Here is a 21,587-nt window from a genome sequence, read left to right as displayed (position 1 = left end):
GTGAAACGGGTGTACCGTCGCCTCTCATGAACACCATCATCAGCACGCGCGGTCTGACGAAGACCTACGGTCGCGTGCACGCCCTCGACGGACTCGACCTCGAGGTGGAAGCGGGCCAGGTGCACGGCTTCCTCGGCCCGAACGGCGCGGGCAAGTCCACCACCATCCGCATCCTGCTGGGCCTCGCGCGCAAGTCCGGCGGCGAGGCATCCGTGTTCGGCGAGGAGCCGTGGCACGCGGCATCCCGCCTGCATCGGCGCATCGCCTACGTTCCTGGCGACGTCAGCGTGTGGCCGAATCTGTCCGGCGGCGAGGCGATCGATTTCCTCGCGCGGCTGCGCGGCGCGAACACGAGGTCCGCCGCATACCGCGCAGAGCGCGAGCGCCTGATGACCGCCTTTCAGTTCGACCCGCGCAAGAAGGGGCGCGCGTACTCGAAGGGCAACAGGCAGAAGGTCGCGCTGATCGCCGCCTTCGCGGTGCCCGCAGAGCTGTACATCCTCGACGAGCCGACCAGCGGCCTGGACCCGCTGATGGAGGTCGTGTTCCGCGACGAGGTGCAGCGGCTGCACAAGGCCGGGGCGACCGTGCTGCTGTCCAGCCACATCCTCTCCGAGGTCGAGCTGCTCTGCGATCGCGTCAGCATCATCCGCGCCGGGAAGATAGTCGAGTCCGGCACGCTCGCCGAGCTGCGGCACCTGACCCGCACCGAAGTCTCGTTCGAGGCGACGGATGCCAAGGCTCTCGCCGGAATCCCCGAGGCGCACGACGGCTCCGTCGACGACGGCCGAGCCCGGTTCACCGTCGACAGCGACGCGATCCCTGCCGTGCTCCCTGTGCTCGCGCAGCGCTCCGTCGAGGGCCTGCGCATCGAGCCGCCCTCCCTCGAGGAGCTGTTCCTGCGGCACTACGGTGACGATCTGGCCGCGCTGCGCGCCGCCGAGGAAGACACCTCGTCAGGCTCGGCGACCGCCAAGCGTGCCTCGCGTCACGCCCGCGAGAAGGTGTCCCGCTGATGTTCGCCCTGTTCCGCCAGCGCCTGCGCCGCGACTGGCTTCAACTGCTGCTCTGGATCCTCGCCACCGTGATGATGGCGTATGCCGGCTTCGCCGGTGTCACCCAGTCGTACGGCACGCACGCCGATCGCGTCGACGTGCTGGCCGCGGTGATGGCCAACCCGGTCATCATGATGTTCCGCGGACTGCCCTCCGGGGCATCCGAGGGCGCGTTCCTGTCGTTCGAGATCCTGCCCTGGCTGACCATGCTGGCGGCTCTGATGAGCACCTTCCTCGCGGTGCGGCACACCCGCGGCGACGAGGAGGCCGGTCGCTCCGAGCTGGTCGCCGCCACCCCGGCCGGGCGCACCAGGCCCACCGCCGCGGCGCTCCTACTCGGCCTGCTCGCCGACGTCGTGCTCGGACTGCTCGTCGCGGCATCCCTGATCGGCTCCGGCCTCGACGCCGAGGGCTCCTGGCTGACGGGTGCGGTCACGGCGACTTCCGGCATTGCATTCCTCGGCATCGGACTGATGGCCGCGCAGCTGATGCGCACCTCGCGCGGCGCGAACTCGCTCACCATCTGGATCCTGGTCGCGACGTTCCTGATCAACGGCATCGGCAACGTCGCGGGCACCCCCAGTGACGATCTCACCCGCATCGACAGCGCCTGGCCGGTGTGGCTCTCGCCGTTCGGCTGGGCCGAACAGGCCCGGCCATACGACACGAATGCGTGGGGACCGGCACTGCTCGGCCTCGCGTTCGGCCTGGTGCTGGCGGTCATCGCGATCGCGCTGCAGTCCGTGCGCGACATGGGCGAGGGCTTCGTGCCCGCCCGCGACGGACGCCGGTACGCGCGCCCGGCTCTGTCCGGCCCGCAGGCGCTGGTGTGGCGACTCACCTCGGGCGGCATCATCGGCTGGGCCATCGGCGGAGCCCTGGTCGGCATCCTGGCGACGACCCTGAGCGGCCTCGCCGGCGAGATCTCCGGATCGAATCCGGCCGTGCAGGAGATCCTGGACAAGATCGCCAAGGCCGGCTCGATCGACGAGACCCTGATCACGGTGTTCTTCACGATGCTGGGCGTGCTCGCGGCCTGCGCGGCCGTGCAGATCGTGGTCCGGGCCCGCCAGGAGGAGGCGCACGGCACCGCCGAGAGCGTGCTCGCGCAGCCTGTCGGACGCGTGCGCTGGCTGGCCGACTACGTGCTGGTCGCGACCTTCGCGGTGATCATCATCTGCGGCGCCGCGATGGGCGCCGCCTATCTCGGGCTGATGGCGAACGACGGCAAGGCTGAGCTGTTCCGCGTGGTCACCGTCGTCGGGTTCGGTCAGATGCTCGCCGCCTGCGTGTTCACCGTCGTCGCGGCACTGCTGTTCGTGCTGATCCCCCGCGCGACGATCCCGCTGGCCTGGGCAGTCGTGCTCCTGGCCACGGTGTTCGGCATGTTCGGGCCGCTGTTCGGGCTGCCGGAGTGGACCACGAAGTTCTCGCCGTTCGCCGTTGCGCCGATCGTCTCGAACGGCGACGTGGACGTGCGCGGCGTGTGGTGGCTGGTGCTCGCGGTCGCCGTCGGCGCCGTGGCATCCCTGTCGCTGATGCGCCGTCGCGAACTGCATCCGGTGGGGTGATCCGCCCCGCTCCGGTCGCACGGGCGGCCCGTATGGGAGGCCGGGGAACGGCCGCCCGCGCGGCCGGAGCGGATTCTCTGGGAGGATCGAGAAGTGGGGACTGACATGACGGCCGAAGACGACACCTCCGAGCACCTCGGAGTGGATGCCGCCGAGAGTGCTGCCGCAGTGATCACAGCGGTCGGATTTCCGCGGATGCCCGCCCGGGTGATGATGGCCCTGATCGCCGCGCCGGCCGGCGGCTACACCGCGGGCGAGCTCGGCGAGCGGCTCGGGGTGAGCGCCGCCGCTGTCTCCGGCGCTGTGCGCTATCTGCAGACGGTCATGGTGATCCGCCGCATCTCACGCCCCGACCAGCGCCTCGTCCGCTACGAGATCATCCCCGATACCTGGTACGGACTGATGACGAACAACTCCCCCATCTACGAGAGCCTGGCGACGCAGATCGACGCCATCGGCGCCGCGCACGCCGCGGACCACGTCGCGCACGACCGCGCCGAGGAGATGGCCGAGTTCTTCCGCTTCATGGCGCGGCGGATGCCGGAGATCGTCGACGAGTGGGAGACGGTGCGCGCCGAGCGCCGGATGCAGGACTGATCAGCGCGGCGGCGACTCGCATCCGCAGCAGACCCTGTCGCTGAGCATCCCTCCTGGATACGTTGGAGGCATGACCGGAGACAGAGGCGGGGCTGATCCGACAGACGTAGGGCAGACGAGAGCGGGCGCGAAGCGTCGCACGTCGGAGGTCCTGGGGTGGGTGTTCTGGCCCTCCGCGGCGATCGTCGTGCTGTTCGTGCTGTTCGCCCTGCTCGCGCCGAAGGTCGCCGAGGCGCTTTTCCAGACGATCCAGACCACGATCGTGAACGCCTTCAACTGGTACTACGTGCTGATCGCGGCGTTCTTCGTCGCGTTCTGCCTGTTCCTGGGGTTCAGCAGGTTCGGCGACATCAAGCTCGGGCGCGACGACGAGGAGCCGGAGTTCTCGTTGGTCAGCTGGTTCTCACTGCTGTTCGCTGCGGGCATGGGCATCGGTCTGGTGTTCTACGGTGTGAGCGAGCCGCTCAGTCATTTCGCGAACCCTCGCCCCGGCGTCACCGGCACCCCCGAGCAGCTCGCTCAGGCCGCGCTCGGGCAGACCTACCTGCACTGGGGCGTGCACGCCTGGTCGATCTACGTGGTGATCGGCCTGGCACTGGCCTACGCGATCCACCGCCGTCGTCGTCCGGTGTCGATCCGGTGGACGCTGGAGCCGCTGCTCGGCAAGCGCGTCGAGGGCGGCTGGGGACACGCGATCGATGTCATCGCTCTGGTCGGCACCCTGTTCGGCGTCGCCACCTCGCTCGGTCTCGGCGTGCTGCAGATGAGCTCCGGCCTGCACACCGCCGGCATCGCCGACCCCGACGAGACGACGCAGGTCGTGCTGATCCTGATCATCTCGGTGTTCGTGCTGATGTCGGTGCTGTCCGGCGTGACCAAGGGCATGAAGTGGCTCTCGAACATCAACCTGATGCTCGCCGGCCTGCTCGTGCTCTACCTGCTGGCGGTGGGTCCCACGGAGTTCCTGCTGCGCGACTTCGTGCAGTCGATCGGCTATTACATCCAGAACTTCGTCGGGCTGTCGTTCAACGTCAGCGCCTTCCAGGGTGAGGCCGGCGAGCAGTGGCAGGCATCCTGGACCTCGTTCTACTGGGGCTGGTGGATCTCGTGGGCGCCGTTCGTCGGAATCTTCATCGCCCGGGTGTCGAAGGGGCGCTCCGTGCGCGAGTTCGTGATCGGCGTGATCCTGGTGCCGACGCTCATCGGCATCCTGTGGTTCTCCGTGCTCGGCGGCTCGGCGCTCGCGATGGAGCTCGCGAACCCGGGCACCCTGACCGGCCCCGACGGACAGGTCGACCTGCAGGGTGCGCTGTTCGAGATGCTGCAGCACGTGCCGGGCTCGGCGATCGTGAGCGTCGGCGCGATCCTGCTGCTCGCGATCTTCTTCATCACGTCCGCCGACTCCGGCGCCCTCGTGATGGGCATGATCGCGACCGGAGGCAAGCCGGAGCCGAAGCGCTGGATCCGCACGTTCTTCGTCGCGATCACGGCGCTGCTGGCGATCTCGCTGCTGCTCTCGGGAGGGCTGACCGCGCTGCAGACCGCGGCGATCACGATCGCCCTGCCGTTCAGCGTGGTGATGCTCCTGATGTGCTGGTCGACCGTCGTGGCGTTCACCCGCGAGCGCCGCGCTTACGCGAAGGCCGAGCGGGCGCAGTTCATCGACAGGATCGGCGAGTACTACGGGCTCGAGGTCGAGTCGCACGACGAGACCGGCGTGCTGGGCGCGCAACCGCGGTGGATGCGGCGGATCCAGCGCCGCTTCGGCCTGCCCGTGGCGCCGACTGAGCCGATCCGGATCACCGCGGGCGCGCTGTCGGCGGAGAGCCACGGCGACGCGAGCCCGTCGACCCTCGACGTCGACGAGCTCGTCGGCGAGGACGAACTCGCGGGCCTCGACGATCCGACCGTTCCGCAGCAGGACACCGGACCGTTCCTGAAGGACTGAGCGCCGCGGTCGGCGGCGCGCGCTTCGGGCCGAGGGCCCCGGACCCGCGTTGTCAACGCCCTCTCCGCCGGTGCGCGCTCCGCGCTAGCGTGCCCCGTATGAGCGATCCGCAGAGAACCCCGCCCAGCGCCGGACAGTACCCGCACACTCCGGGCCAGGATCCGAAGGGCAGCGGCGAGCCCCGCGAGACATCCGCGCACACCGGTCTGCCCGAGGACAACCCGGCGCACAACACCGCCCCGGACGGGAGGTCCGGCGAAGGTCAGGACGCTCCCCTCGGCGGCGACGACACCACGGAGGAGCAGCTCGAGGCGGACAACGCCGTCGAGGCCGACGCGCTGAAGAGCCTCGATCCCGACGACACCCCCGCCTGACCGCCGCATCCGCCGGATACGGACGCGCCGACCCGGTATGCGAGCGACGCTCGCATACCGGGTCGGCGTGGATCTGCGGGCCGGCCGTCAGGCGCCCAGGACCAGACGGAGCTGCTCGACGGCCCAGTCCAGCTCGGTCGCGCGGACGACCAGCGGCGGTGCGATGCGGATGGTCTGACCGTGCGTGTCCTTGACGAGCACGCCGCGCTCCATGAGCTTCTCGGCGACCTCGCGTCCGGTGCCCTGCGCTGGGTCGATGTCGACGCCGGCCCACAGGCCCGCGATGCGCACCGCGGTCACGCCGTGGCCGATCAGCGGCTGCAGGGCCGCGGAGAGGTGCTCGCCGAGCGCGCGGGCGCGCTCCTGGAACTCGCCGGTCTCGAGCATCTCGACCACCCGCAGGCCGACGGCCGCCGACAGCGGGTTGCCGCCGAAGGTCGAGCCGTGCTCGCCGGGACGGATGACGCCCAGCACGTCGCGGTTTCCGACGACGGCCGACACCGGCAGGATGCCGCCGCCGAGCGCCTTCCCCAGCAGATACAGGTCGGGCACGACGCCCTCGCGGTCGCAGGCGAAGGTCTCGCCGACCCGGCCGAGCCCGGACTGGATCTCGTCGGCGATGAACAGCACGTTGCGCTCGTCGCAGATCTCGCGGATGCGGCGCAGGTAGCCCTCCGGCGGGATGATGACACCGGCCTCGCCCTGGATCGGCTCGACGAGCACGGCGACCGTGTCGTCCGTGATGGCCGCGGCGATGGCATCCGCGTCACCGTAGGGCACCTGGTCGAAACCGGGTGTGAACGGACCGAACGGCGCGCGCGCCTCCTCGTCGTCGCTGAAGCTCACGATCGTGGTGGTGCGGCCGTGGAAGTTGCCCTTGGCGACGACCACGCGGGCCTTGCCGTCCTCGACGCCCTTGACCCGGTAGCCCCAGGCACGCGCGACCTTGATGCCGGTCTCGACCGCCTCGGCGCCGGTGTTCATCGGCAGCACGAGCTCCTTGCCGCACAGCCGGGCCAGGGCCTCGGCGAACGGCTCCAGGCGGTCGTTCATGAACGCGCGGCTGGTCAGTGCGACGCGGCCGAGCTGCTCGGTGAGCGCGGCGACGACGGCCGGATGCTGGTGGCCGAAGTTCACTGCCGAGTAGGCGGCCAGCAGGTCGAGGTAGCGCTTGCCCTCGACATCCGTCACCCACGCGCCCTCGGCGCGCGCGATGACCACCGGCAGCGGGGCGTAGTTGGTGGCGACATGCACTTCGTCTCGCTTCGCTCGCTCAGCAACCGCGGGCGTGCTCATCGTGGCATCCATGTCAGGCACCTCCCTTCGTCTCGCTTCGCTCGCTCAGGGCGGCGCGCAGTTCGAGAGTGCAGCACTTGATGCCGCCGCCGCCGAGCAGCAGCTCGGACAGGTCGACCATGAGGGGGTTGTAGCCGCGCTCGCGCAGCTGCTTCTCGAAGCCGGTGGCACGCGGCGAGATGATGACGTTGTAGCCGTCGCTGGCGGAGTTCAGGCCGAACACCGCGCCGTCCTCGTCTGCGACGAGGATCGCGTCGGGGAAGCGCTCGGCGAGGATCTTCTGGGAAGCCTCGTCGAAGGCGTGCGGCAGGTAGGCGATGCCGGCGGTCTGGCCGGGCTCGACGACCGGGTCGAGGATGGTCAGCGCCGTGTCGAGGTGGTAGAACCGGGCGTCGACGAGCTTCAGAGTGATGACCTCGCGGCCGAAGACCTCGTGCACCTCGCGGTGGCTGTCGCCGGCGGAGCGGAAGCCGGTGCCCGCGAGGATCACGTCGCCGGCGAGCAGGAAGTCGCCCTCGCCCTCGTTGATCTCCTTGGGCATGACGGTGTCGAAACCGTTGGCGCGGAACCAGTCGGCGAACGCGGGGGCCTCGCCCTTGCGCTCCTCGTAGTAGAAGGACGGCACGTAGGCGCGGCCGTCGATGACGAAGCCGCCGTTGGCGGTGTAGACCATGTCGGGGTAGCCCGCGAGGGGCTCGATGAGCTCGACCTCGTGGCCCAGCTCGAGGTACAGGTCGTACAGCTTCTGCCACTGCTCGACGGCCTTGGCCGTGTCGGTCGGGTTGGCCGGCTCCATCCACGGGTTGATGCTGTAGTTCACCGTGAAGTGCTCAGGGCGGCACATCAGATAGCGGCGGTGGTGGGCAACGCGGGCCGGTGCGACAGCGGTCGCGGTCTCAGGCGTCGTCATGGGTGCTCCTCGAATTCAGGATGCGGCGGACGCTGTCCAGGGGCCCGGCGGAAGTTCGACCCGTGCTCGGCTCAGAGCCGGGGAAGATGCGCGAGGGCACGCCATACTCCATTTTCGCACGCCCGTTGCTCCGCACGCCAACGCGAGGCCGACGGAGTTCACCTGCCGTGGACGACGACCTTGCCGACCACATGACCGGCTTCGACGCGCACGAGCGCCTCCCCTGCCTCGTCGAACCGGTACTCGGCCTCGATCAGCGGCGAGATCGTGCCCTCCTCGACGAGCGCCAGCAGCGCGTGCAGCACCTCGGGCTTCGCGGCGGCCGCGAGCGGACGGATGCGACGGCGCGAACCGATAGAGAGCACCGCCGCGCCCAGCATCCGGACGACGGGACCGAGCACGCGGCCGCCGTGGCCCGACACGAGGACGATGCGGCCGCCGTCCGCGCTCAGGCGCTGAAGGTCGCGCAGCGGCGACGTGCCTGCGATGTCGATCACGGCGTCGTAGCCACCGGCGGAGAGCTCGCGCAGCGGCTGGTCACGATCGAGCACCGTCGTCGCGCCGAGTCTCCCGATCGTCGCCGCGCTGCGGGCGGAGCAGGTCGCGTGCACCTCAGCGCCGGCGGCCGCGGCCAGTTGCACGGTGAAAGTGCCGACACCGCCGGAGGCGGCGATGACAAGCACGCGGTCACCGCCGGCGACCCCTGCGGCGTCGAGCGCCTGATGAGCCGTGCCTGCGGCGATAGGGAGACACGCGGCATCCCGCGGCGACACCGCCGCAGGGCGCGGCACCACGCGCGCGACGGGCGCCACGGCGTACTCGGCGAGCCCTCCACCACCGGGAAGCTCGACGACGACCTCGTCCCCGAGCTGAACCCCGCCTGCGCCGGGCCCGAGCGCCACGACGACCCCGGCGACGTCCATGCCGCGGACCGGCTGCCTCGGACGCCCGAACCCGAACACAGGGCGCACCAGCAACGGATCACCCTGCATGATCCGCACGTCGCCGGCGTTGAGCGCCGTGGCGCGTACTTTCAACAGCACTTCCCCCCTGCCAGGAACGGGTGTCGGCTGCTCGGCGCGGCGAACGGCCGAAGCGGGACCGTACGCGTTCTGCGTCCAGGCGCTCATGGTCTCGGGCATGTCATTCCCCCGGGTACTGGAAGAGGTCCTCGAGACGCACGTCGAAGGCCCTGGCGATCTGGAAGGCGATCTCGAGTGTGGGCGAGTACTTCCCCTGCTCGATCGCGATGAGGGTCTGACGGGTGACCCCGATCAGGCGGGCGAGCTCGGCCTGGGTCATCCCGGCCTGCTCGCGCTGCGCGCGGATGGTGTTCGTGACGAGCGTCGGCTTGACCATCAGACGAGCCCACGGCGGTAGGCGACGACCCGCGCGATCCCGCCGATGAGAGCGGACACAGCGAAACCGAGGAACATCGTGTTGGCGATCCAGAACAGGTCGGCGCCGATCCCGCAGAGCGCGATGACGCCCAGCCCGGCGATCACCAGGAAGGCGTGCTCCACCCGGCCACCCAGTCGGCTGATGTCGCGGTCGCGGATGTCGGACGCCGTGGCGGCCTCGCGATCGCGCATCCCGGCGATGATCCCCCACCCGACGGAGATGACAATGCTCAGCGCGATGCCCGCACCGATCGTCCAGAGCATGAGCGGGAGCCAGTCGACCGCCGCGAGATCACCGCCCTCGGCCTGGACGAGCACCATGACGACGTAGCCCGCGAGCGTGATGATCGAAGCGATCAGCTGGGCCCACGCGACGCGCTCGTGATACACCATGACCAGCACCTCCATGTCAAAGATTCTTTACATGGAAGGTAGACCCGCCGCAGAAGCAATGTCAAGAATTCTTCACATTGCCGCTCCGCCTCGCACGAGCATCAGATGATTCCCGCGCTCCAGTCGTCGGGATTGCCGAACCGGTGCGCGGTGATCGTCACCGACTGCTCGTGCACGAACGGCAGCAGCTCGATGCGACCGGAGGTGGTGACCTCGCCGTCGTAGACCGCGATGTCGGGGTCGCCCGCGACCGCCGTCGCGAGTGCGGCGTGCAGCGACGCAACCGCGTCGCGCCCGCCGACCAGCCGCACCCGGCCGGGCATCGGCGTGTGCTCGACCACTGCCTCGACGCCCTCCTGCTCGGCGGCATCCGCTCCGCGCATGCGGTCGATCCACTCCGCATCCGTCTCGACCGAGATCGGCACGTCGAGGATGCCGAGGAAGCGGCGCACCGCGGCCGGCAGACCGTCCGGGACGGAGAGCAGGAACGGCGCACCGGCGCGGATGCCGGCGATCACCACCCGCAGCACGTCGGCGAGCCCGGCATCCGCAGTCGCTCGCACGGCGACGGGCACCGGGCGGTACCGGAACAGGTTGCGCTCCACCACCAGCTGCGACACGTCGCGCACCTGCCCGAACTCGCGATCCCAGGCCACTGCATCGGACAGCGCCGCCTGGCGCAGACGCTCGAACTGCTCGAACTCCAGCGACGGCTGCGCTGCCTCGATGACGGCCGAGATGCGGCTGTCCAGCCCGCGCAGATGCAGGGTCTTCGAGGTCTTGCCGCGGGACTGCGCCCGCCAGGTGCCCAGCCCGATCAGGTAGTTCGGGCCGCCGGCCTTCGCACCGGCGCCGACCGAGGAGCGCTTCCAGCCGCCGAAGGGCTGCCGCTGCACGATCGCCCCGGTGATGCCGCGGTTCACGTAGAGGTTGCCGGCCTGCACCCGGTCGAGCCAGACCGCGAGGTCGTCCGGATCCTGCGTGTGCAGGCCCGCCGTCAGCCCATAGGCCACCTGATTCTGCAGGGTGATCGCCTGCGAGAGCGTGTGCGCGTGCATGATGCCCAGCACCGGTCCGAAGAACTCCTCCAGGTGGGTGCGTGATCCGGGTCGCACGCCGGTGCGGATGCCGGGGGTCCAGAGCCGCCCTGTCTCATCGCCCGGCACGCGCTTCGGCTCGATGAGCCATTTCTCGTCGCCCTCGAGGGTGGTCAGCGCCCATTCGAGCTTGCCCTGCGGCTTCTCGATGACCGGCCCCATCTCGGCCTCGGGGTCGGACGGCCAGGCCACGTGCAGCGACCGCACCGCGTCGACCAACTGGCGCGCGAAGCGCTTGGAGTGCCCCACCGGCCCGACCAGGATCGCGAGCGATGCCGCCGAGCACTTCTGCCCGGCGTGACTGAACGCGCTCTTGACGAGGTCCGCGACGGCGAGGTCGAGGTCTGCGGTGGGGGTGATGATGATGGCGTTCTTGCCGCTGGTCTCGGCGAGCAGCGGCAGGTCCGGTCGCCAGGAGCGGAACAGAGCCGCGGTGTCCCACGACCCGGTGAGGATCACCCTGTCGACGTCGGGATGCGTGATCAGCTGCTTGCCCAGGCCGCTCTCGGAGATGTCGACGAGGGTCAGCACGTCGCGCGGCACCCCGGCCTGCCAGAGGCACTCGGCGATGACGGCGGCGCAGCGGCGGGCCTGGTGCGCGGGCTTGAACACCACACCGGAGCCTGCGGCGAGCGCGGCCAGTACGCCGCCGGACGGGATCGCCAGCGGGAAGTTCCACGGCGGGGTGACGACGGTCACGCGCGCCGGGGTGAACGCGGCGCCGGCGATCGCGTCGAGCTCCTTGGCCGTCGACGCGTAGTAGCGGGCGAAGTCGACGGCCTCGCTGACCTCGATGTCCCCCTCAGAGAACACCTTGCCCGTCTCGATCGCGGCGACCTCGATCAGATCTGCGCGCCGCGCCTCGAGGGCCGCGGCCGCGCGCATCAGGATCTCGGAGCGCTCCGCTGCCGAGCGCGACCCCCAGGACGCTGCGGCGTCCCGCACGCGGTCGACGGTGCGCGCGAGCACCTCGGCGTCATCGATGCGCGCCGCGGCGAGGGTGGAGAGCCCCAGCTGCGACACGCCTGCGGTGGTGATGCGGTCGAACACCCCGCGCGCCCACTCCCGGTTCGCCGGAAGCGACGGGTCGCTGTCCGTCGTGTTGGCGAAGCCGGGTGCGCCCTCCCCCGGCTCGCCGCCGCGACCGCGGCGCAGGCCGTCCGACGGTTGCGGCCTGGTGGCCTCGCGCCTGGCGTACACCGCGGTCTGCAGGTAGTCCTCGTCCTCGGCATCCGTCTCGGTGCCTGCGGCGATGCCGAGCACGACGCCGGTCAGGTCGGCATCGGCGATCGGCGCGATGGATGCCGGGCGCACGGACTCGTGCGCCGGAGCCGTCCTGTCCTGCCGGCGGCGCGGCCCGATGCGCAGCGAGTGGTCGAGGGAACGGGTGACGGAGTCGAGGAACCGCATCTTCTCGCGCTCGAAGAGGCGCGGCTCGGTGCCCAGCTCGAGCGCGGCGGAGAGGAAGTTCTGCGACGACGCGTTCTCCTCGAGACGGCGGACCAGGTAGCTGATCGCGACGTCGAACTCACCGGGGGCGACCACCGGAACGTAGAGCAGCACGTTGCCGACCTCGCGGGAGACGGCCTTGACCTGCCCCTGCGCCATGCCGAGCAGCATCTCGAACTCGATGTCGGGCGACGCACCAGCGGCGCCCGACATCGCCCGCGCTGAGCTTGTCGAAGTGTCGGGGCGCACGCCACGCTCCCCCGCCAGCAGCCAGGCGTAGGCGATGTCGAACAGGTTGTGCCCGGCGACGCCGATCCGCACCGCCTCGGTGTTCCGCGGCCAGAGCGCCTCGTCGAGGCAGCGCAGGTAGTTCGCGTCGGTGTCGAGCTTGGTGTCGTACGGAGCGGGCGTCCAGCCGTGCATGACCGCGTCGACGTGCTCCATGGCGAGGTTCGCGCCCTTGACGAGGCGCACCTTGATACGCGCCCCGCCGTGCGCGACGCGCTCGCGCGCCCACGCGGTCAGCTCGCGCAGCGCCGGCAGGGCGTCGGGCAGATAGGCCTGCAGCACGATGCCGGCTTCGAGGTCGCGCAGTCGCGGGTCCTCGAGGATGCGGGTGAACACCGCGATCGTCAGATCGAGGTCGCGGTACTCCTCCATGTCGAGGTTGATGAAGGTCTGCCTCCCGGTCGTGCCGGCGGTGTCGTAGGCGGCGGTCAGGTACAGCGGCAGCAGCCGCTTCGCGGTCTCCTCGACGACCTGGTCGAAGGCCCACATCGAGATGCGGCTGGTGACCGCCGACACCTTCACCGAGACGTAGTCGACATCGGGGCGCCGGATCAGCTCGTGGATGCCGTCGAGCCGGCGCTTCGCCTCGGCCTCACCGAGCACCGCCTCACCGAGCAGGTTGAGGTTCAGGCGCGAGCCGTCGGCGCGCAGCTTCTCGATGGCGGGACCGAGCTTCTCGGGCCGGGCGTCGACGATGAGGTGGCCGACCAGCTCGCGCAGCACACGGCGGGCGATCGGCACGGTGGGCATGGGCAGCACCGGCGCGATCGCGCCTCCGGCACGCACCGCGCCGCGCAGGTACCAAGGCAGGAAATCGGGGGTGAGCCCCGCGACCCGGTGCAGGGTGGATGCGGCGGCGCCGAGGCTCTCGGGGCGCATCACGCCGTCGACGAAGCCGAGTGTGAACGGAAGACCGTTGCGGTCCTGAAGCACCCCGGCGAGGCGGGCGGCGGCGGGGTCGACCTCTTCGGCAGCCTCCTCGGCCACCCAGCGGCGGGCGAGTTCGACAGCGGCACCGGCGAGGAGAGTCCCCGCGGACGAAGACGGCTCTGGCATGCATCCAGCCTATGACGTGGGTGCCGGAGCGGCAGGGAACCTTATGCTTATGCCGATAGGAGGGGCGCCCGTGGGGGACAAGAGTGCCGCGCCGTCTGCGCAGACGGACGCGGGCGAGGCGAAGAGAGCGAACTGGTTCCGCACTCAGCTCGATCGCGTGCAGACGAAGTGGGTCGGCACTATCGGGCTCGTCCTCTTCCTCGCCGCGACTGCGGCATTCGGCGGCCTGAACGCGGTCGCGGACCCGGGGCCGCCCTCGGTGCATACTGGCGACCTGGTCACCACTGACAGCCTCGAGATGATCGTGCAGAAGGTGTACCTCGCTGACCGGATCGAGGGTGGGGCGAACATCGACTCCGAGAGCGAGGACCGCGTACTCGCAGTGCAGATCGACATCAAGAACCTGGCCGAGACCCCCCGGATCATGCGAAGCACCTTCGAGGGTCTTGGCGAGACGCAGATCAAGGGCGGCCCGGCAAAAGCTCCCGACGTCAGCCGGCCGAGTGAGCCGACCGGCGGTTCCGTGACGCTGCAGCCGGGCATCAAGGACACGATCATCCTGTCTTGGGCGGTCGACCCCACGGCCTTCCCAGACGGCAAGGAGGTGCGAATCGCGCTTCCCGACCCGCAGTCGTATCGAGGACAGTTCCTCGATCACGACCTGCACTGGACGAATGAGGGAGTCTCGGCGATCGTCGCTGCGACCGTCGAGGACATCGGAGAGGGCGACCCATGGTGACGCGCGTCCTGCCCTGGGTCATCACCGTCGTGCTTCTGGTGGGTGCTTGGTTCGTCGCCCAGGCCACGCCGACCGGCGACGAGGCACAGGCCCGTGCATTCATGGTGGGCGCCTCAGTCGGCGAACCTGCCGAGGGCCGCAACATCGCCGTGACCGTGCAAGACGCGCGGATCGCACACGCCATCGCATCCGAGGACGGGTTCCGCGCCGAGGGCACCTGGGTAGTCATCGATCTGGACGCCGAGGCCGTGCGGCGGCAGTACGGAACTTCCCTGGCGGCGAAGCTGCGCATCGGCGACGCGACGTACAAGAGCACTGAGCGCGGCAAGACGTCGTGGCTGATCGACCGGACACAGCTGGTGACCGGCATCCCGAAGAGCGGATCGCTCGCCTTCCAGATTCCGGCCGATCTGCTCACCGAGACTGCCGTGCTCGAGCTGACCGACTCCTCGTTCTCCGCCTACGACTCGATCATCTCGCTGGAGCTCGATCTTCCCGAGCTGACGGTTGTGAACGAGAAGGCGATCGCTCCCGTGGATTGGACGCCATGATGGCTCGACGCGGATGGTGGCGCATCAATGCGATCCCGCTCGCCCTGCTGGTCGTCGTCGCACCGGCGGCCGCGCTGGGGATCTTGTGGAGCGAGTCGACGATCGTGCGCGACCAGTCCCCCATCGACTCCACTCCGGTGGTCGTGACGAAGGGCAAGACGACGGAACTCGCCGATACGACCTGGGGCCCGATCCGGTCCGGTGTCATCGTCGACACCGAGGGTCTGACCCCGCCGCCGCACACGAAGGTAATCGCGGTGGCGATTCCAGTCGACACCGACGTGTCGTTGCCGGTGCGCTGTGAGTCTCCGCAGCTGGTGCAGCAGAGCACGGGGCGGCAGTGGAACGAGATGAGCTACGAGCTCGGGCTGGACTACAGCTCCACCGAGAACCGTGAGTGCGCGTTCGAAGCCACGGGACCGTACGAGATGATCAACGTGTTCGCTGTTCCAGAGGACGTCGACGGGCCGTTCTGGGTGGACGTCCGACTCACTGGTGCGGGCTCGACCAGCGACGGTTCCTACGAGGCGCGCGGGCCAGGTTCTGAAGGATCCGACGAGTTCGTCAGGTTCGTGATCGACCCGTCCTGAGCATCCGCCGCCTCCGGTGCGGGCTCGTCACCTGGAAGCAGCGCCGCGCTTTGCGGGGCGTTCTCCACGGCGCGACGCGTCGCCTTGAGCGTGCGGTCGTAGGCACCCGAGACCAGGGCTATCCTCACAGGCTCCGCGAGCACCAGCGGGGCCATCGTGATCAGGGTTCCGACGGTCCACCAGAGCCGCGGCTCCTGCGGACCGATAAGCGAGACGATGCTCCACTCAAGCAACGGTTTCAGTGCCAGGACGATCGTGTACAGCAGCACGTAGCTCGCGATCATCACAGGTCCGGCCCGCCACATCAGCAGGATCGCGCGTCCGATCGGCTTGAACCGCGCAGTGAGCTCGTCACGCAGGTCGCCGGCACGACGTCGCAGCGCGCTGGGGACTCGCTCCGCGCGTGCCCTGGCACGCGCGATGAGCTGGTTCTCGATCGTGAGCTTCTCGGCGACGATGGTCTGACCGTAGATGACTCCCGCGATCATCAGCCAGGCCAGCGGCTGCAGGATGATCCCGCCTGCGGCACCGAGCAGCCATTCAATGCCGTCCCAGATCCAGGCCACGGGGGTGAGGCTCCCGGAGACCCATTCACGGATGTCGGTGAGCCAGACGACCGCGACACGGTGGTCCATCCACGAGGTGAGAGCCGAGGTCGCGTCGCCGATCAACGCGACGGCGAATGCGACCCAGACGACCTCGAGGTAGACGGCGACGACCGCGAACGGGCTGGGCAGCTTCGCCGAGTACTTCTTCCACGCCCATCGCCCAGCGAACGCGACCAGCGCGATGAGGGCCGTCGTAGGTCCGAGCGACACCGTCGTCCCGACGTCGGCATCGGTGAGCGCCAGGCCGTCCACTGCCCGCTGCAGGTCGATGCCCCTGTCGACGTCCAACGCGATCCTGGCGTACTCCGCGGCATCCTCCTTGAGATTGCCGGCGGCGGCATAGACCGCGAAGAACGGCAGAATGCTCGTCAACAGCGAGCTCATGAACATGGTGCGCCGCTCACGGCCGGTCTCGGCGTCCGGCGCGATGACCTGCAGGTTCTGCAGCGCGTCGCGCACCACCAGGAACATTCCGACGAAACTCACCAGCCGGGCGAGGACGCCGAGTGGCAGGATCAGCATCCCGAGGGTGGCGGAATGCCCGCCTACTGTGCCGGCGACTTGGATGATGAAGTGCCGCGCTGTAATGCCGGCGATGAACCACAGCAGCAGGGCAGGCCAATGCCGCCAGAGCACGCGCCCTGTGGAGGAGAGAATGGCCAGCACGAGAACACGTTAGCGCGCCGACCATCCCCGCCGTGTGATCAGCCCGCGAACGGGATCGCGCCGACTAGCACGCCCACGCCGCGCGTCAAGATCAATCTAGCGACTCATTTGACGGCGCTAGCATTCCGCGGCCGAAAGCACGGCACCATGAATGGATCAATGAGGGCGGACAGCTGGCCGTCCGCCCTCATTGCTCTATTCCCGCTATTCGTTAACCTCAGCGCCACAGGGTCTCTGCCGAAACCGACGTTGTGTGACCCCGAGGCTCGTCACCTACTTAGGGCCACCGGCCGACGCTGCCCGCTTCGGAATTCCGGTAGAGCTCCACGATCTCCTGGAGCTTACTCGCCATCTGGTCAAGCTTGACCGCCGTTGTCAACCACAGCTTGCCTGAACCGTATGCACTGATAAAGCCCACCTGGCGCTGGAATTCGGTTGCGGCCGCCCCTCTGAAATAGGGCCTGATCGACTCGAGCTCTCTCAGAGCAGTCTGCACCGCACGCTGTTTCGTCGCGATGGAGGCACTAGATCGGAGCACCGAAGCTTGCTGCCTCAGGTTTCCGGCCGCGGACAGATACGGTTCGGGATTGAACCGAATCCCCGACGCCTTGACTGCCATGTCGTGGATGTTCATCGCCTGTTGAACGACCGCCGTCTCCTTTGCTTGTGCTGGGGATACTCCACCCATAGCGATCCCGACAGCGATGACGCTGATCGCCAACGTTCGGACCACGCCCCCTCGACGCAGATTCATACGCATATTCCCTCCGTTGATGGACTCGGTCCAGGAAATGGACCTGAGTTGTGCGCTAACCTAACAGCGAGCCATAGCGTCAGCAAGAAGACGGTCGCACCCCGGCACAACGACTCCGGCGGCTACACCGCTGAGACGTCTGTCCGCCGACCTCGCTCAAGCCGACCGCCGAGGTACCACGCCAACAGCGCCGGCCAGTGGCGCAGCAGCACGCGGCCGGTGGTGGCGAGGATGGTCAGCACGAGAACAAGGTACCGTGCCGACCATCCCGCGGTGTGATCAGCCGGCGAACGGGATCGCACCGACCAGCACGCCGACCACCAGCATCGCCAGCGAGACGACCACGGCGCGCCACAGCACCTTCTTGTGGTGGTCGCCGAGGTTGACGCTCGCCAGCGACACCAGCAGTAGGATCGCGGGCACCAGCGGGGACTGCAGGTGCACCGGCTGCCCGGTGATCGAGGCGCGGGCCATCTCCACCGGGTCGATGCCGAAGTGCGCGGCGCTCTGCGACAGGACGGGGAGGATCCCGTAGTAGAAGGCGTCGTTCGACATGAAGAACGTGAACGGGATCGACAGCACTCCCGTGATGACGGCCAGGAACGGGCCCATCGATGCGGGGATGACGGTGGTGATCCACGAGGCCATGGCATCGACCATCCCGGTACCGTTCAGCACGCCCACGAGCACGCCGGCGGCGAGCACCATGGAGACCACGCCGACGATCGACGGCGCGTGCTGCACGATCTCGTCGGCCTGGCTCTTCAGCTTCGGGAAGTTGATCACCAGCGCCAGGCCGGCACCGACCATGAACACGTAGGCGAGCGGGAAGATGTCCATCACCAGCAGCACCATCACGGCGACGGTGAGGGCGAGGTTGAACCAGATCAGCTTCGGACGCAGCGTCGGGCGGTTCGGGTCGAGCATCGTGTCGGCCATCGCGGTGTCGGTCGCGTCGACGAGCTGTGCGGTTCCGACGCCGCCGTGCCCGCCGGCGACCGTGACGATGTTGCCGGTGTGCAGTTCGGCACGCGCGCCGGGCTTCGGGTCGGCTCTGCGCAGGATGCGCTGCACGCCGCCGGTCACGACGCCGGGCTCTCCGGAGATCCGCGAGGTGTCCACGCTGCCGGCCAGACGACGGCGCTCGGACAGGCCCAGGAACCATGCGAAGGTGAGCGAGATGATGATTCCCGCGATCATCGACGGGATCATCGGCACGAACACGTCCGTGGCATCCAGCTTCAGCGCGGTCGCGGCGCGGACGGTCGGTCCGCCCCACGGCACGATGTTCATGGTGCCGTTCATCAGACCGGCGACGCAGGTGAGCACCACGGGACTCATCCCCAGGCGCAGGTAGAGCGGCAGCATCGCGGAGGTCGTGATGATGAACGTCGTCGATCCGTCGCCGTCGAGCGAGACGGCCGCGGCGAGGATCGCCGTGCCGAGCACGATCTTGGCGGGGTCGTCGCCGAGCAGCCGCGTGATGAGCCGGATGAGCGGGTCGAACAGGCCGACGTCGATCATGAGCCCGAAGAACATGATCGCGAACATCAGCAGCGCCGCGGTGGACGCCATGGTCCCGATGGCGTCGAGCACCATGTCGCCGAGGCCGAGCCCCGCGCCCGCGAACAGGCCGAAGACGGTCGGCACCAGGATCAGGGCCACCATCGGGGTGAGGCGCCTGGTCATGATCAGCGTCATGAACACCAGCACCATGGCGAACCCGAGGACCACGAGCACGCCGTCCGGCGGGGTGAACGCCGTGTTGTAGACCGGCGCCTCGTCCGCAGCTGCCAGCAGGCCGGACATCGTGAGCATGTCGACTCCCTTGTCGTGTGTGTCGGGGTGCACCGCGTGGTGCATCTGAGCGAGAGTACGAACCGCTGATCCGCCGCGCGCGCTACAGCGCATTGAATGGCGTTCTGCGCATTAAACTCAGCATGTTCGACAGGAGGTGCGCTGATGCGCTTCGCGACCCGGATGCTGATCACGCAGCTCGTCACCGTGGTCGCCGTCGTCGCCGTCTGCTCGACGGTGTTCGGCTGGATCTCGGTGCAGCAGTTGCGCGCTTCGGCCGAGCAGTCCGCCCTCAACATCGCGCGCACCCTCGCCGAGGACCCCGACGTGCAGCGCCGCGTCGCGTTCTACTCCGCCGACCCCGGCACGCCGAGCGCCGCCGAACTGAAGGACGACGATCTGCAGCGCATCGCACAGGACGTCACCGCCCGCACCGGCGCGCTCTTCGTCGTGGTCACCGACGACCACGGCATCCGCCTCGCGCATCCCCGCCCCGAGCAGCTCGGCGAGCGGGTGAGCACCGGCTACCGGCAGGCCCTCGCCGGCCATGAGGTGGTCGCCTGGGAGACCGGCACGCTCGGCGAATCCGCTCGGGCGAAGGTCCCGGTCTTCCCGGTCGGCGGCGGCGAGCCGATCGGAGAGGTCAGCGTCGGCTTCGAACGGGCGAGCGTGTTCAGCAACCTGCCGCTGCTGCTCGGCGGCATCGCCGTCGCCGCTGCGGCGGCACTGCTGCTGGCAGCGATAGCGTCCGCGCTGGTGCGGCGCCGATTCACCCGCCTGACTCTCGACCTGCAGCCGGAGGAGCTCGTCGCCCTCGTGCAGAACCAGGCGGCGGTGCTCGACGGCGTGGGCGACGGCGTGGTCGCTGTCGACCCGAAGGGCACGGTCCGAGTGTGCAACCGCGCGGCGGAGCGGATGCTGGGCGCCGACGCCGTCGGTCGCCCACTCGCGACTCTGGGGCTGGACGCCGAGCTGCTGGATGCGGCGCGACGTCGAGACGGGGTCGAGACCGTGATCGGCGGAAGGGTCGCCTTCCTGGACGTGCATCCGGTCGTACGCAACGGTCGTGATCTCGGCGAGGTCATCGTGCTGCGCGACCGCACCGACGTGGAGGCGCTCGCCGCACGGCTCGCATCGGTGCAGGCGATGACCGAGGCGCTGCGGGTGCAGCGGCACGAGTTCGCCAACCGGATGCATGTCGCCGCCGGCCTGCTCGACGCTCAGCGCGCGCCGGACGCGCGGGCCTTCCTCGGCGATCTCCTCGCCCGCGGGGCCGTCGACCCCGCGGTGCCGGGCATCGAGCGGGTGCCGGATGCGTTCCTGCAGTCGGTTCTCGGCGCCAAGGCTGATGCCGCGCGCGAGCGCGGCGTGCAGCTGCGCGTCTCGGAGGACACCCTCGTCACGGGTGGCGTGCTGGCCGTCGAGGACGTCGCCGCGGTGCTGGGCAACCTCGTCGACAACGCCGTGCAAGCCGCCCGCTCGGCGCCGAAGCCCTGGGTCGAGGTCGGCCTCTTCGCCGACGGAGCGGAGCTGGTCATGACGATCGCCGACTCCGGCGCCGGAGTCGGCGAGGGCGTCGATCCGTTCCTCCGCGGCGAGCGCACCGGTCTCGATCCGGATGCCGTGCACGGGCGCGGCTTCGGCCTCGCGCTGTCCCGCGATCTGGCCAGGCGCCGGGGCGGCGACGTGTGGGTCATCGACCGAGGCGGGCCGGACGGCGGCGCGGTCTTCGGCGCACGCATCCCCGATGCTCTGGAATCCCATCGAGAGGACGACGCATGACCGAACCGCTCCGCGTCCTGATCGTCGACGACGACTTCCGCGTCGCCGGCTTGCACCGCGACATCGTCGACGCGCGCCCCGGCTTCCGGGCCGTCGGCACCGCCCCGACCCTGGCCGCCGCGCTCCGCGCGGTGCAGGAGCACTCCCCCGACCTGATGCTCGTCGACGCCTACCTGCCGGACGGCGACGGCGTGCGGTTCATCGCCTCGCATCCGATCGACGCCATCCTGATCTCGGCTGCGGCCGACGGCAGCACGGTGCGGCGTGCACTGCGCGCCGGCGCGCTGTCGGTGCTGACGAAGCCCTTCGCATCGCAGGTGCTCGAGACCCGTCTCGACGCCTACGCGCGGTTCCGCAACCTGCTCCCCGAGGATCACGCCACGAACCAGGAGCAGATCGATCGCGCACTCGCCATCCTGCACGGCGGCGGCGAGCCCGTGTCCACAGGACGCTCCGCCACCGAGACCCTGATCCTCGCGCATCTCGGCGAGGACGAGGCATCCGCCGCCGAGATCGCCGAACGCGCCGGTGTCTCTCGTGCGACCGCGCAGCGGCATCTCGCCGCGCTCGCGACGCGAGGCCTGATCGAGGTGCGCCTGCGCTACGGCTCCACCGGCCGCCCCGAGCACCGGTACATCCGTCCCGGCACCTGACCCGAGTCTCACC

19 protein-coding genes are annotated in these 21,587 nt (G+C 69.4%); 10 read left to right on the top strand and 9 right to left on the bottom strand.

Features of this window, described 5'->3' with window-relative positions; translation table 11 throughout:
* Window positions 1-26: 26 nt before the first annotated feature.
* From ACFVAE_RS13930 to ACFVAE_RS13910, 5 genes are all read left to right on the top strand, one after another.
* Window positions 27-1,016, top strand: a complete 990-nt coding sequence (locus ACFVAE_RS13930; protein WP_378893195.1) for an ATP-binding cassette domain-containing protein — start codon at window positions 27-29, stop codon at window positions 1,014-1,016.
* Window positions 1,016-2,626, top strand: coding sequence for an ABC transporter permease (locus ACFVAE_RS13925; protein ID WP_378893192.1), 1,611 nt, complete (start codon window positions 1,016-1,018; stop codon window positions 2,624-2,626). Before ACFVAE_RS13930 ends, ACFVAE_RS13925 begins: the two co-directional genes overlap by 1 nt.
* Before the next feature lie 93 nt (window positions 2,627-2,719).
* Window positions 2,720-3,223 carry a GbsR/MarR family transcriptional regulator gene (locus ACFVAE_RS13920; RefSeq protein WP_378893189.1) on the top strand — a complete coding sequence of 168 codons (504 nt, stop codon included), beginning with the start codon at window positions 2,720-2,722 and terminating at the stop codon, window positions 3,221-3,223.
* Between the two features lie 70 nt (window positions 3,224-3,293).
* Entirely contained in the window at window positions 3,294-5,171 is a 1,878-nt protein-coding gene (locus ACFVAE_RS13915) for a BCCT family transporter (protein WP_378893187.1), read from the top strand.
* A 98-nt stretch (window positions 5,172-5,269) separates the two neighbouring features.
* Window positions 5,270-5,545, top strand: coding sequence for a hypothetical protein (locus tag ACFVAE_RS13910; RefSeq protein ID WP_378893186.1), 276 nt, complete (start codon window positions 5,270-5,272; stop codon window positions 5,543-5,545).
* Between the two features lie 87 nt (window positions 5,546-5,632).
* On the opposite strand, the gene rocD is transcribed toward ACFVAE_RS13910, so the two are convergent.
* From rocD to ACFVAE_RS13880, 6 genes are all read right to left on the bottom strand, one after another.
* Window positions 5,633-6,841: an ornithine--oxo-acid transaminase gene (gene rocD, locus ACFVAE_RS13905; RefSeq protein WP_378893184.1), complete on the bottom strand. Its 1,209-nt coding sequence runs from the start codon at window positions 6,839-6,841 to the stop codon at window positions 5,633-5,635.
* A 13-nt stretch (window positions 6,842-6,854) separates the two neighbouring features.
* The gene (gene ddaH, locus ACFVAE_RS13900) at window positions 6,855-7,751 is read right to left on the bottom strand and encodes a dimethylargininase (protein ID WP_378893183.1); all 897 of its coding nucleotides are present in this window, start codon (window positions 7,749-7,751) and stop codon (window positions 6,855-6,857) included.
* A gap of 158 nt (window positions 7,752-7,909) precedes the next feature.
* Window positions 7,910-8,893 (bottom strand): NAD(P)-dependent alcohol dehydrogenase, encoded by a 984-nt coding sequence (locus ACFVAE_RS13895; protein ID WP_378893181.1) that lies wholly within the window; start codon window positions 8,891-8,893, stop codon window positions 7,910-7,912.
* Between the two features lies 1 nt (window position 8,894).
* On the bottom strand, window positions 8,895-9,110 hold the full coding sequence (locus ACFVAE_RS13890) for a helix-turn-helix transcriptional regulator (RefSeq protein ID WP_378893179.1): 216 nt from the start codon (window positions 9,108-9,110) through the stop codon (window positions 8,895-8,897).
* Window positions 9,110-9,559 carry a hypothetical protein gene (locus ACFVAE_RS13885; RefSeq protein WP_378893177.1) on the bottom strand — a complete coding sequence of 150 codons (450 nt, stop codon included), beginning with the start codon at window positions 9,557-9,559 and terminating at the stop codon, window positions 9,110-9,112. Before ACFVAE_RS13885 ends, ACFVAE_RS13890 begins: the two co-directional genes overlap by 1 nt.
* 86 nt (window positions 9,560-9,645) lie before the next feature.
* The gene (locus ACFVAE_RS13880; protein WP_378893174.1) at window positions 9,646-13,434 is read right to left on the bottom strand and encodes a proline dehydrogenase family protein; all 3,789 of its coding nucleotides are present in this window, start codon (window positions 13,432-13,434) and stop codon (window positions 9,646-9,648) included.
* Window positions 13,435-13,504: 70 nt separating this feature from the next.
* On the opposite strand from ACFVAE_RS13880, the gene ACFVAE_RS13875 reads away from it, so the two are divergent.
* From ACFVAE_RS13875 to ACFVAE_RS13865, 3 genes are read left to right on the top strand one after another with little or no spacing between them, the layout of a single operon-like run.
* Window positions 13,505-14,173, top strand: a complete 669-nt coding sequence (locus tag ACFVAE_RS13875; protein ID WP_378893172.1) for a hypothetical protein — start codon at window positions 13,505-13,507, stop codon at window positions 14,171-14,173.
* Window positions 14,167-14,724, top strand: coding sequence for a hypothetical protein (locus ACFVAE_RS13870; RefSeq protein ID WP_378893170.1), 558 nt, complete (start codon window positions 14,167-14,169; stop codon window positions 14,722-14,724). The genes ACFVAE_RS13875 and ACFVAE_RS13870 overlap by 7 nt, the downstream gene beginning before the upstream one ends.
* Window positions 14,724-15,314 (top strand): hypothetical protein, encoded by a 591-nt coding sequence (locus ACFVAE_RS13865; RefSeq protein WP_378893168.1) that lies wholly within the window; start codon window positions 14,724-14,726, stop codon window positions 15,312-15,314. The genes ACFVAE_RS13870 and ACFVAE_RS13865 overlap by 1 nt, the downstream gene beginning before the upstream one ends.
* Here ACFVAE_RS13865 and ACFVAE_RS13860 read toward each other — a convergent pair.
* From ACFVAE_RS13860 to ACFVAE_RS13850, 3 genes are all read right to left on the bottom strand, one after another.
* Window positions 15,245-16,588, bottom strand: coding sequence for a hypothetical protein (locus ACFVAE_RS13860; protein WP_378893165.1), 1,344 nt, complete (start codon window positions 16,586-16,588; stop codon window positions 15,245-15,247). The two genes, ACFVAE_RS13865 and ACFVAE_RS13860, sit on opposite strands and share 70 nt — an antisense overlap.
* Window positions 16,589-16,865: 277 nt before the next feature.
* The gene (locus ACFVAE_RS13855) at window positions 16,866-17,348 is read right to left on the bottom strand and encodes a hypothetical protein (protein WP_378893162.1); all 483 of its coding nucleotides are present in this window, start codon (window positions 17,346-17,348) and stop codon (window positions 16,866-16,868) included.
* Between the two features lie 273 nt (window positions 17,349-17,621).
* Window positions 17,622-19,151, bottom strand: a complete 1,530-nt coding sequence (locus ACFVAE_RS13850; protein WP_378893578.1) for a CitMHS family transporter — start codon at window positions 19,149-19,151, stop codon at window positions 17,622-17,624.
* A 153-nt stretch (window positions 19,152-19,304) separates the two neighbouring features.
* Between ACFVAE_RS13850 and ACFVAE_RS13845 the strand changes: the two genes are divergently transcribed.
* Together ACFVAE_RS13845 and ACFVAE_RS13840 are read left to right on the top strand one after the other, a co-directional pair.
* Complete coding sequence (locus ACFVAE_RS13845) at window positions 19,305-20,921, top strand: ATP-binding protein (protein WP_378893159.1); 1,617 nt, start codon at window positions 19,305-19,307, stop codon at window positions 20,919-20,921.
* Window positions 20,918-21,574 (top strand): response regulator, encoded by a 657-nt coding sequence (locus tag ACFVAE_RS13840; protein ID WP_378893156.1) that lies wholly within the window; start codon window positions 20,918-20,920, stop codon window positions 21,572-21,574. The genes ACFVAE_RS13845 and ACFVAE_RS13840 overlap by 4 nt, the downstream gene beginning before the upstream one ends.
* The last annotated feature ends 13 nt before the right edge of the window (window positions 21,575-21,587 follow it).

Source organism: Microbacterium sp. NPDC057659 (genome assembly GCF_042799915.1).
Lineage (GTDB): Bacteria > Actinomycetota > Actinomycetes > Actinomycetales > Microbacteriaceae > Microbacterium.
The sequence above is the reverse complement of the archived record's forward strand: the minus strand, read 5'-3'. Positions and strand labels throughout refer to the sequence as shown.

Coding starts and splice junctions, on each gene's coding strand:
- ACFVAE_RS13930 (WP_378893195.1), top strand. CDS start 27: ATGAACACCATCATCAGCACGCGCGGTCTGACGAAGACCTACGGTCGC.
- ACFVAE_RS13925 (WP_378893192.1), top strand. CDS start 1,016: ATGTTCGCCCTGTTCCGCCAGCGCCTGCGCCGCGACTGGCTTCAACTG.
- ACFVAE_RS13915 (WP_378893187.1), top strand. CDS start 3,294: ATGACCGGAGACAGAGGCGGGGCTGATCCGACAGACGTAGGGCAGACG.
- ACFVAE_RS13910 (WP_378893186.1), top strand. CDS start 5,270: ATGAGCGATCCGCAGAGAACCCCGCCCAGCGCCGGACAGTACCCGCAC.
- rocD (WP_378893184.1), bottom strand. CDS start 6,841: ATGAGCACGCCCGCGGTTGCTGAGCGAGCGAAGCGAGACGAAGTGCAT.
- ddaH (WP_378893183.1), bottom strand. CDS start 7,751: ATGACGACGCCTGAGACCGCGACCGCTGTCGCACCGGCCCGCGTTGCC.
- ACFVAE_RS13895 (WP_378893181.1), bottom strand. CDS start 8,893: ATGCCCGAGACCATGAGCGCCTGGACGCAGAACGCGTACGGTCCCGCT.
- ACFVAE_RS13890 (WP_378893179.1), bottom strand. CDS start 9,110: ATGGTCAAGCCGACGCTCGTCACGAACACCATCCGCGCGCAGCGCGAG.
- ACFVAE_RS13885 (WP_378893177.1), bottom strand. CDS start 9,559: ATGGAGGTGCTGGTCATGGTGTATCACGAGCGCGTCGCGTGGGCCCAG.
- ACFVAE_RS13880 (WP_378893174.1), bottom strand. CDS start 13,434: ATGCCAGAGCCGTCTTCGTCCGCGGGGACTCTCCTCGCCGGTGCCGCT.
- ACFVAE_RS13870 (WP_378893170.1), top strand. CDS start 14,167: ATGGTGACGCGCGTCCTGCCCTGGGTCATCACCGTCGTGCTTCTGGTG.
- ACFVAE_RS13865 (WP_378893168.1), top strand. CDS start 14,724: ATGGCTCGACGCGGATGGTGGCGCATCAATGCGATCCCGCTCGCCCTG.
- ACFVAE_RS13855 (WP_378893162.1), bottom strand. CDS start 17,348: ATGCGTATGAATCTGCGTCGAGGGGGCGTGGTCCGAACGTTGGCGATC.
- ACFVAE_RS13850 (WP_378893578.1), bottom strand. CDS start 19,151: ATGTCCGGCCTGCTGGCAGCTGCGGACGAGGCGCCGGTCTACAACACG.
- ACFVAE_RS13845 (WP_378893159.1), top strand. CDS start 19,305: ATGCGCTTCGCGACCCGGATGCTGATCACGCAGCTCGTCACCGTGGTC.
- ACFVAE_RS13840 (WP_378893156.1), top strand. CDS start 20,918: ATGACCGAACCGCTCCGCGTCCTGATCGTCGACGACGACTTCCGCGTC.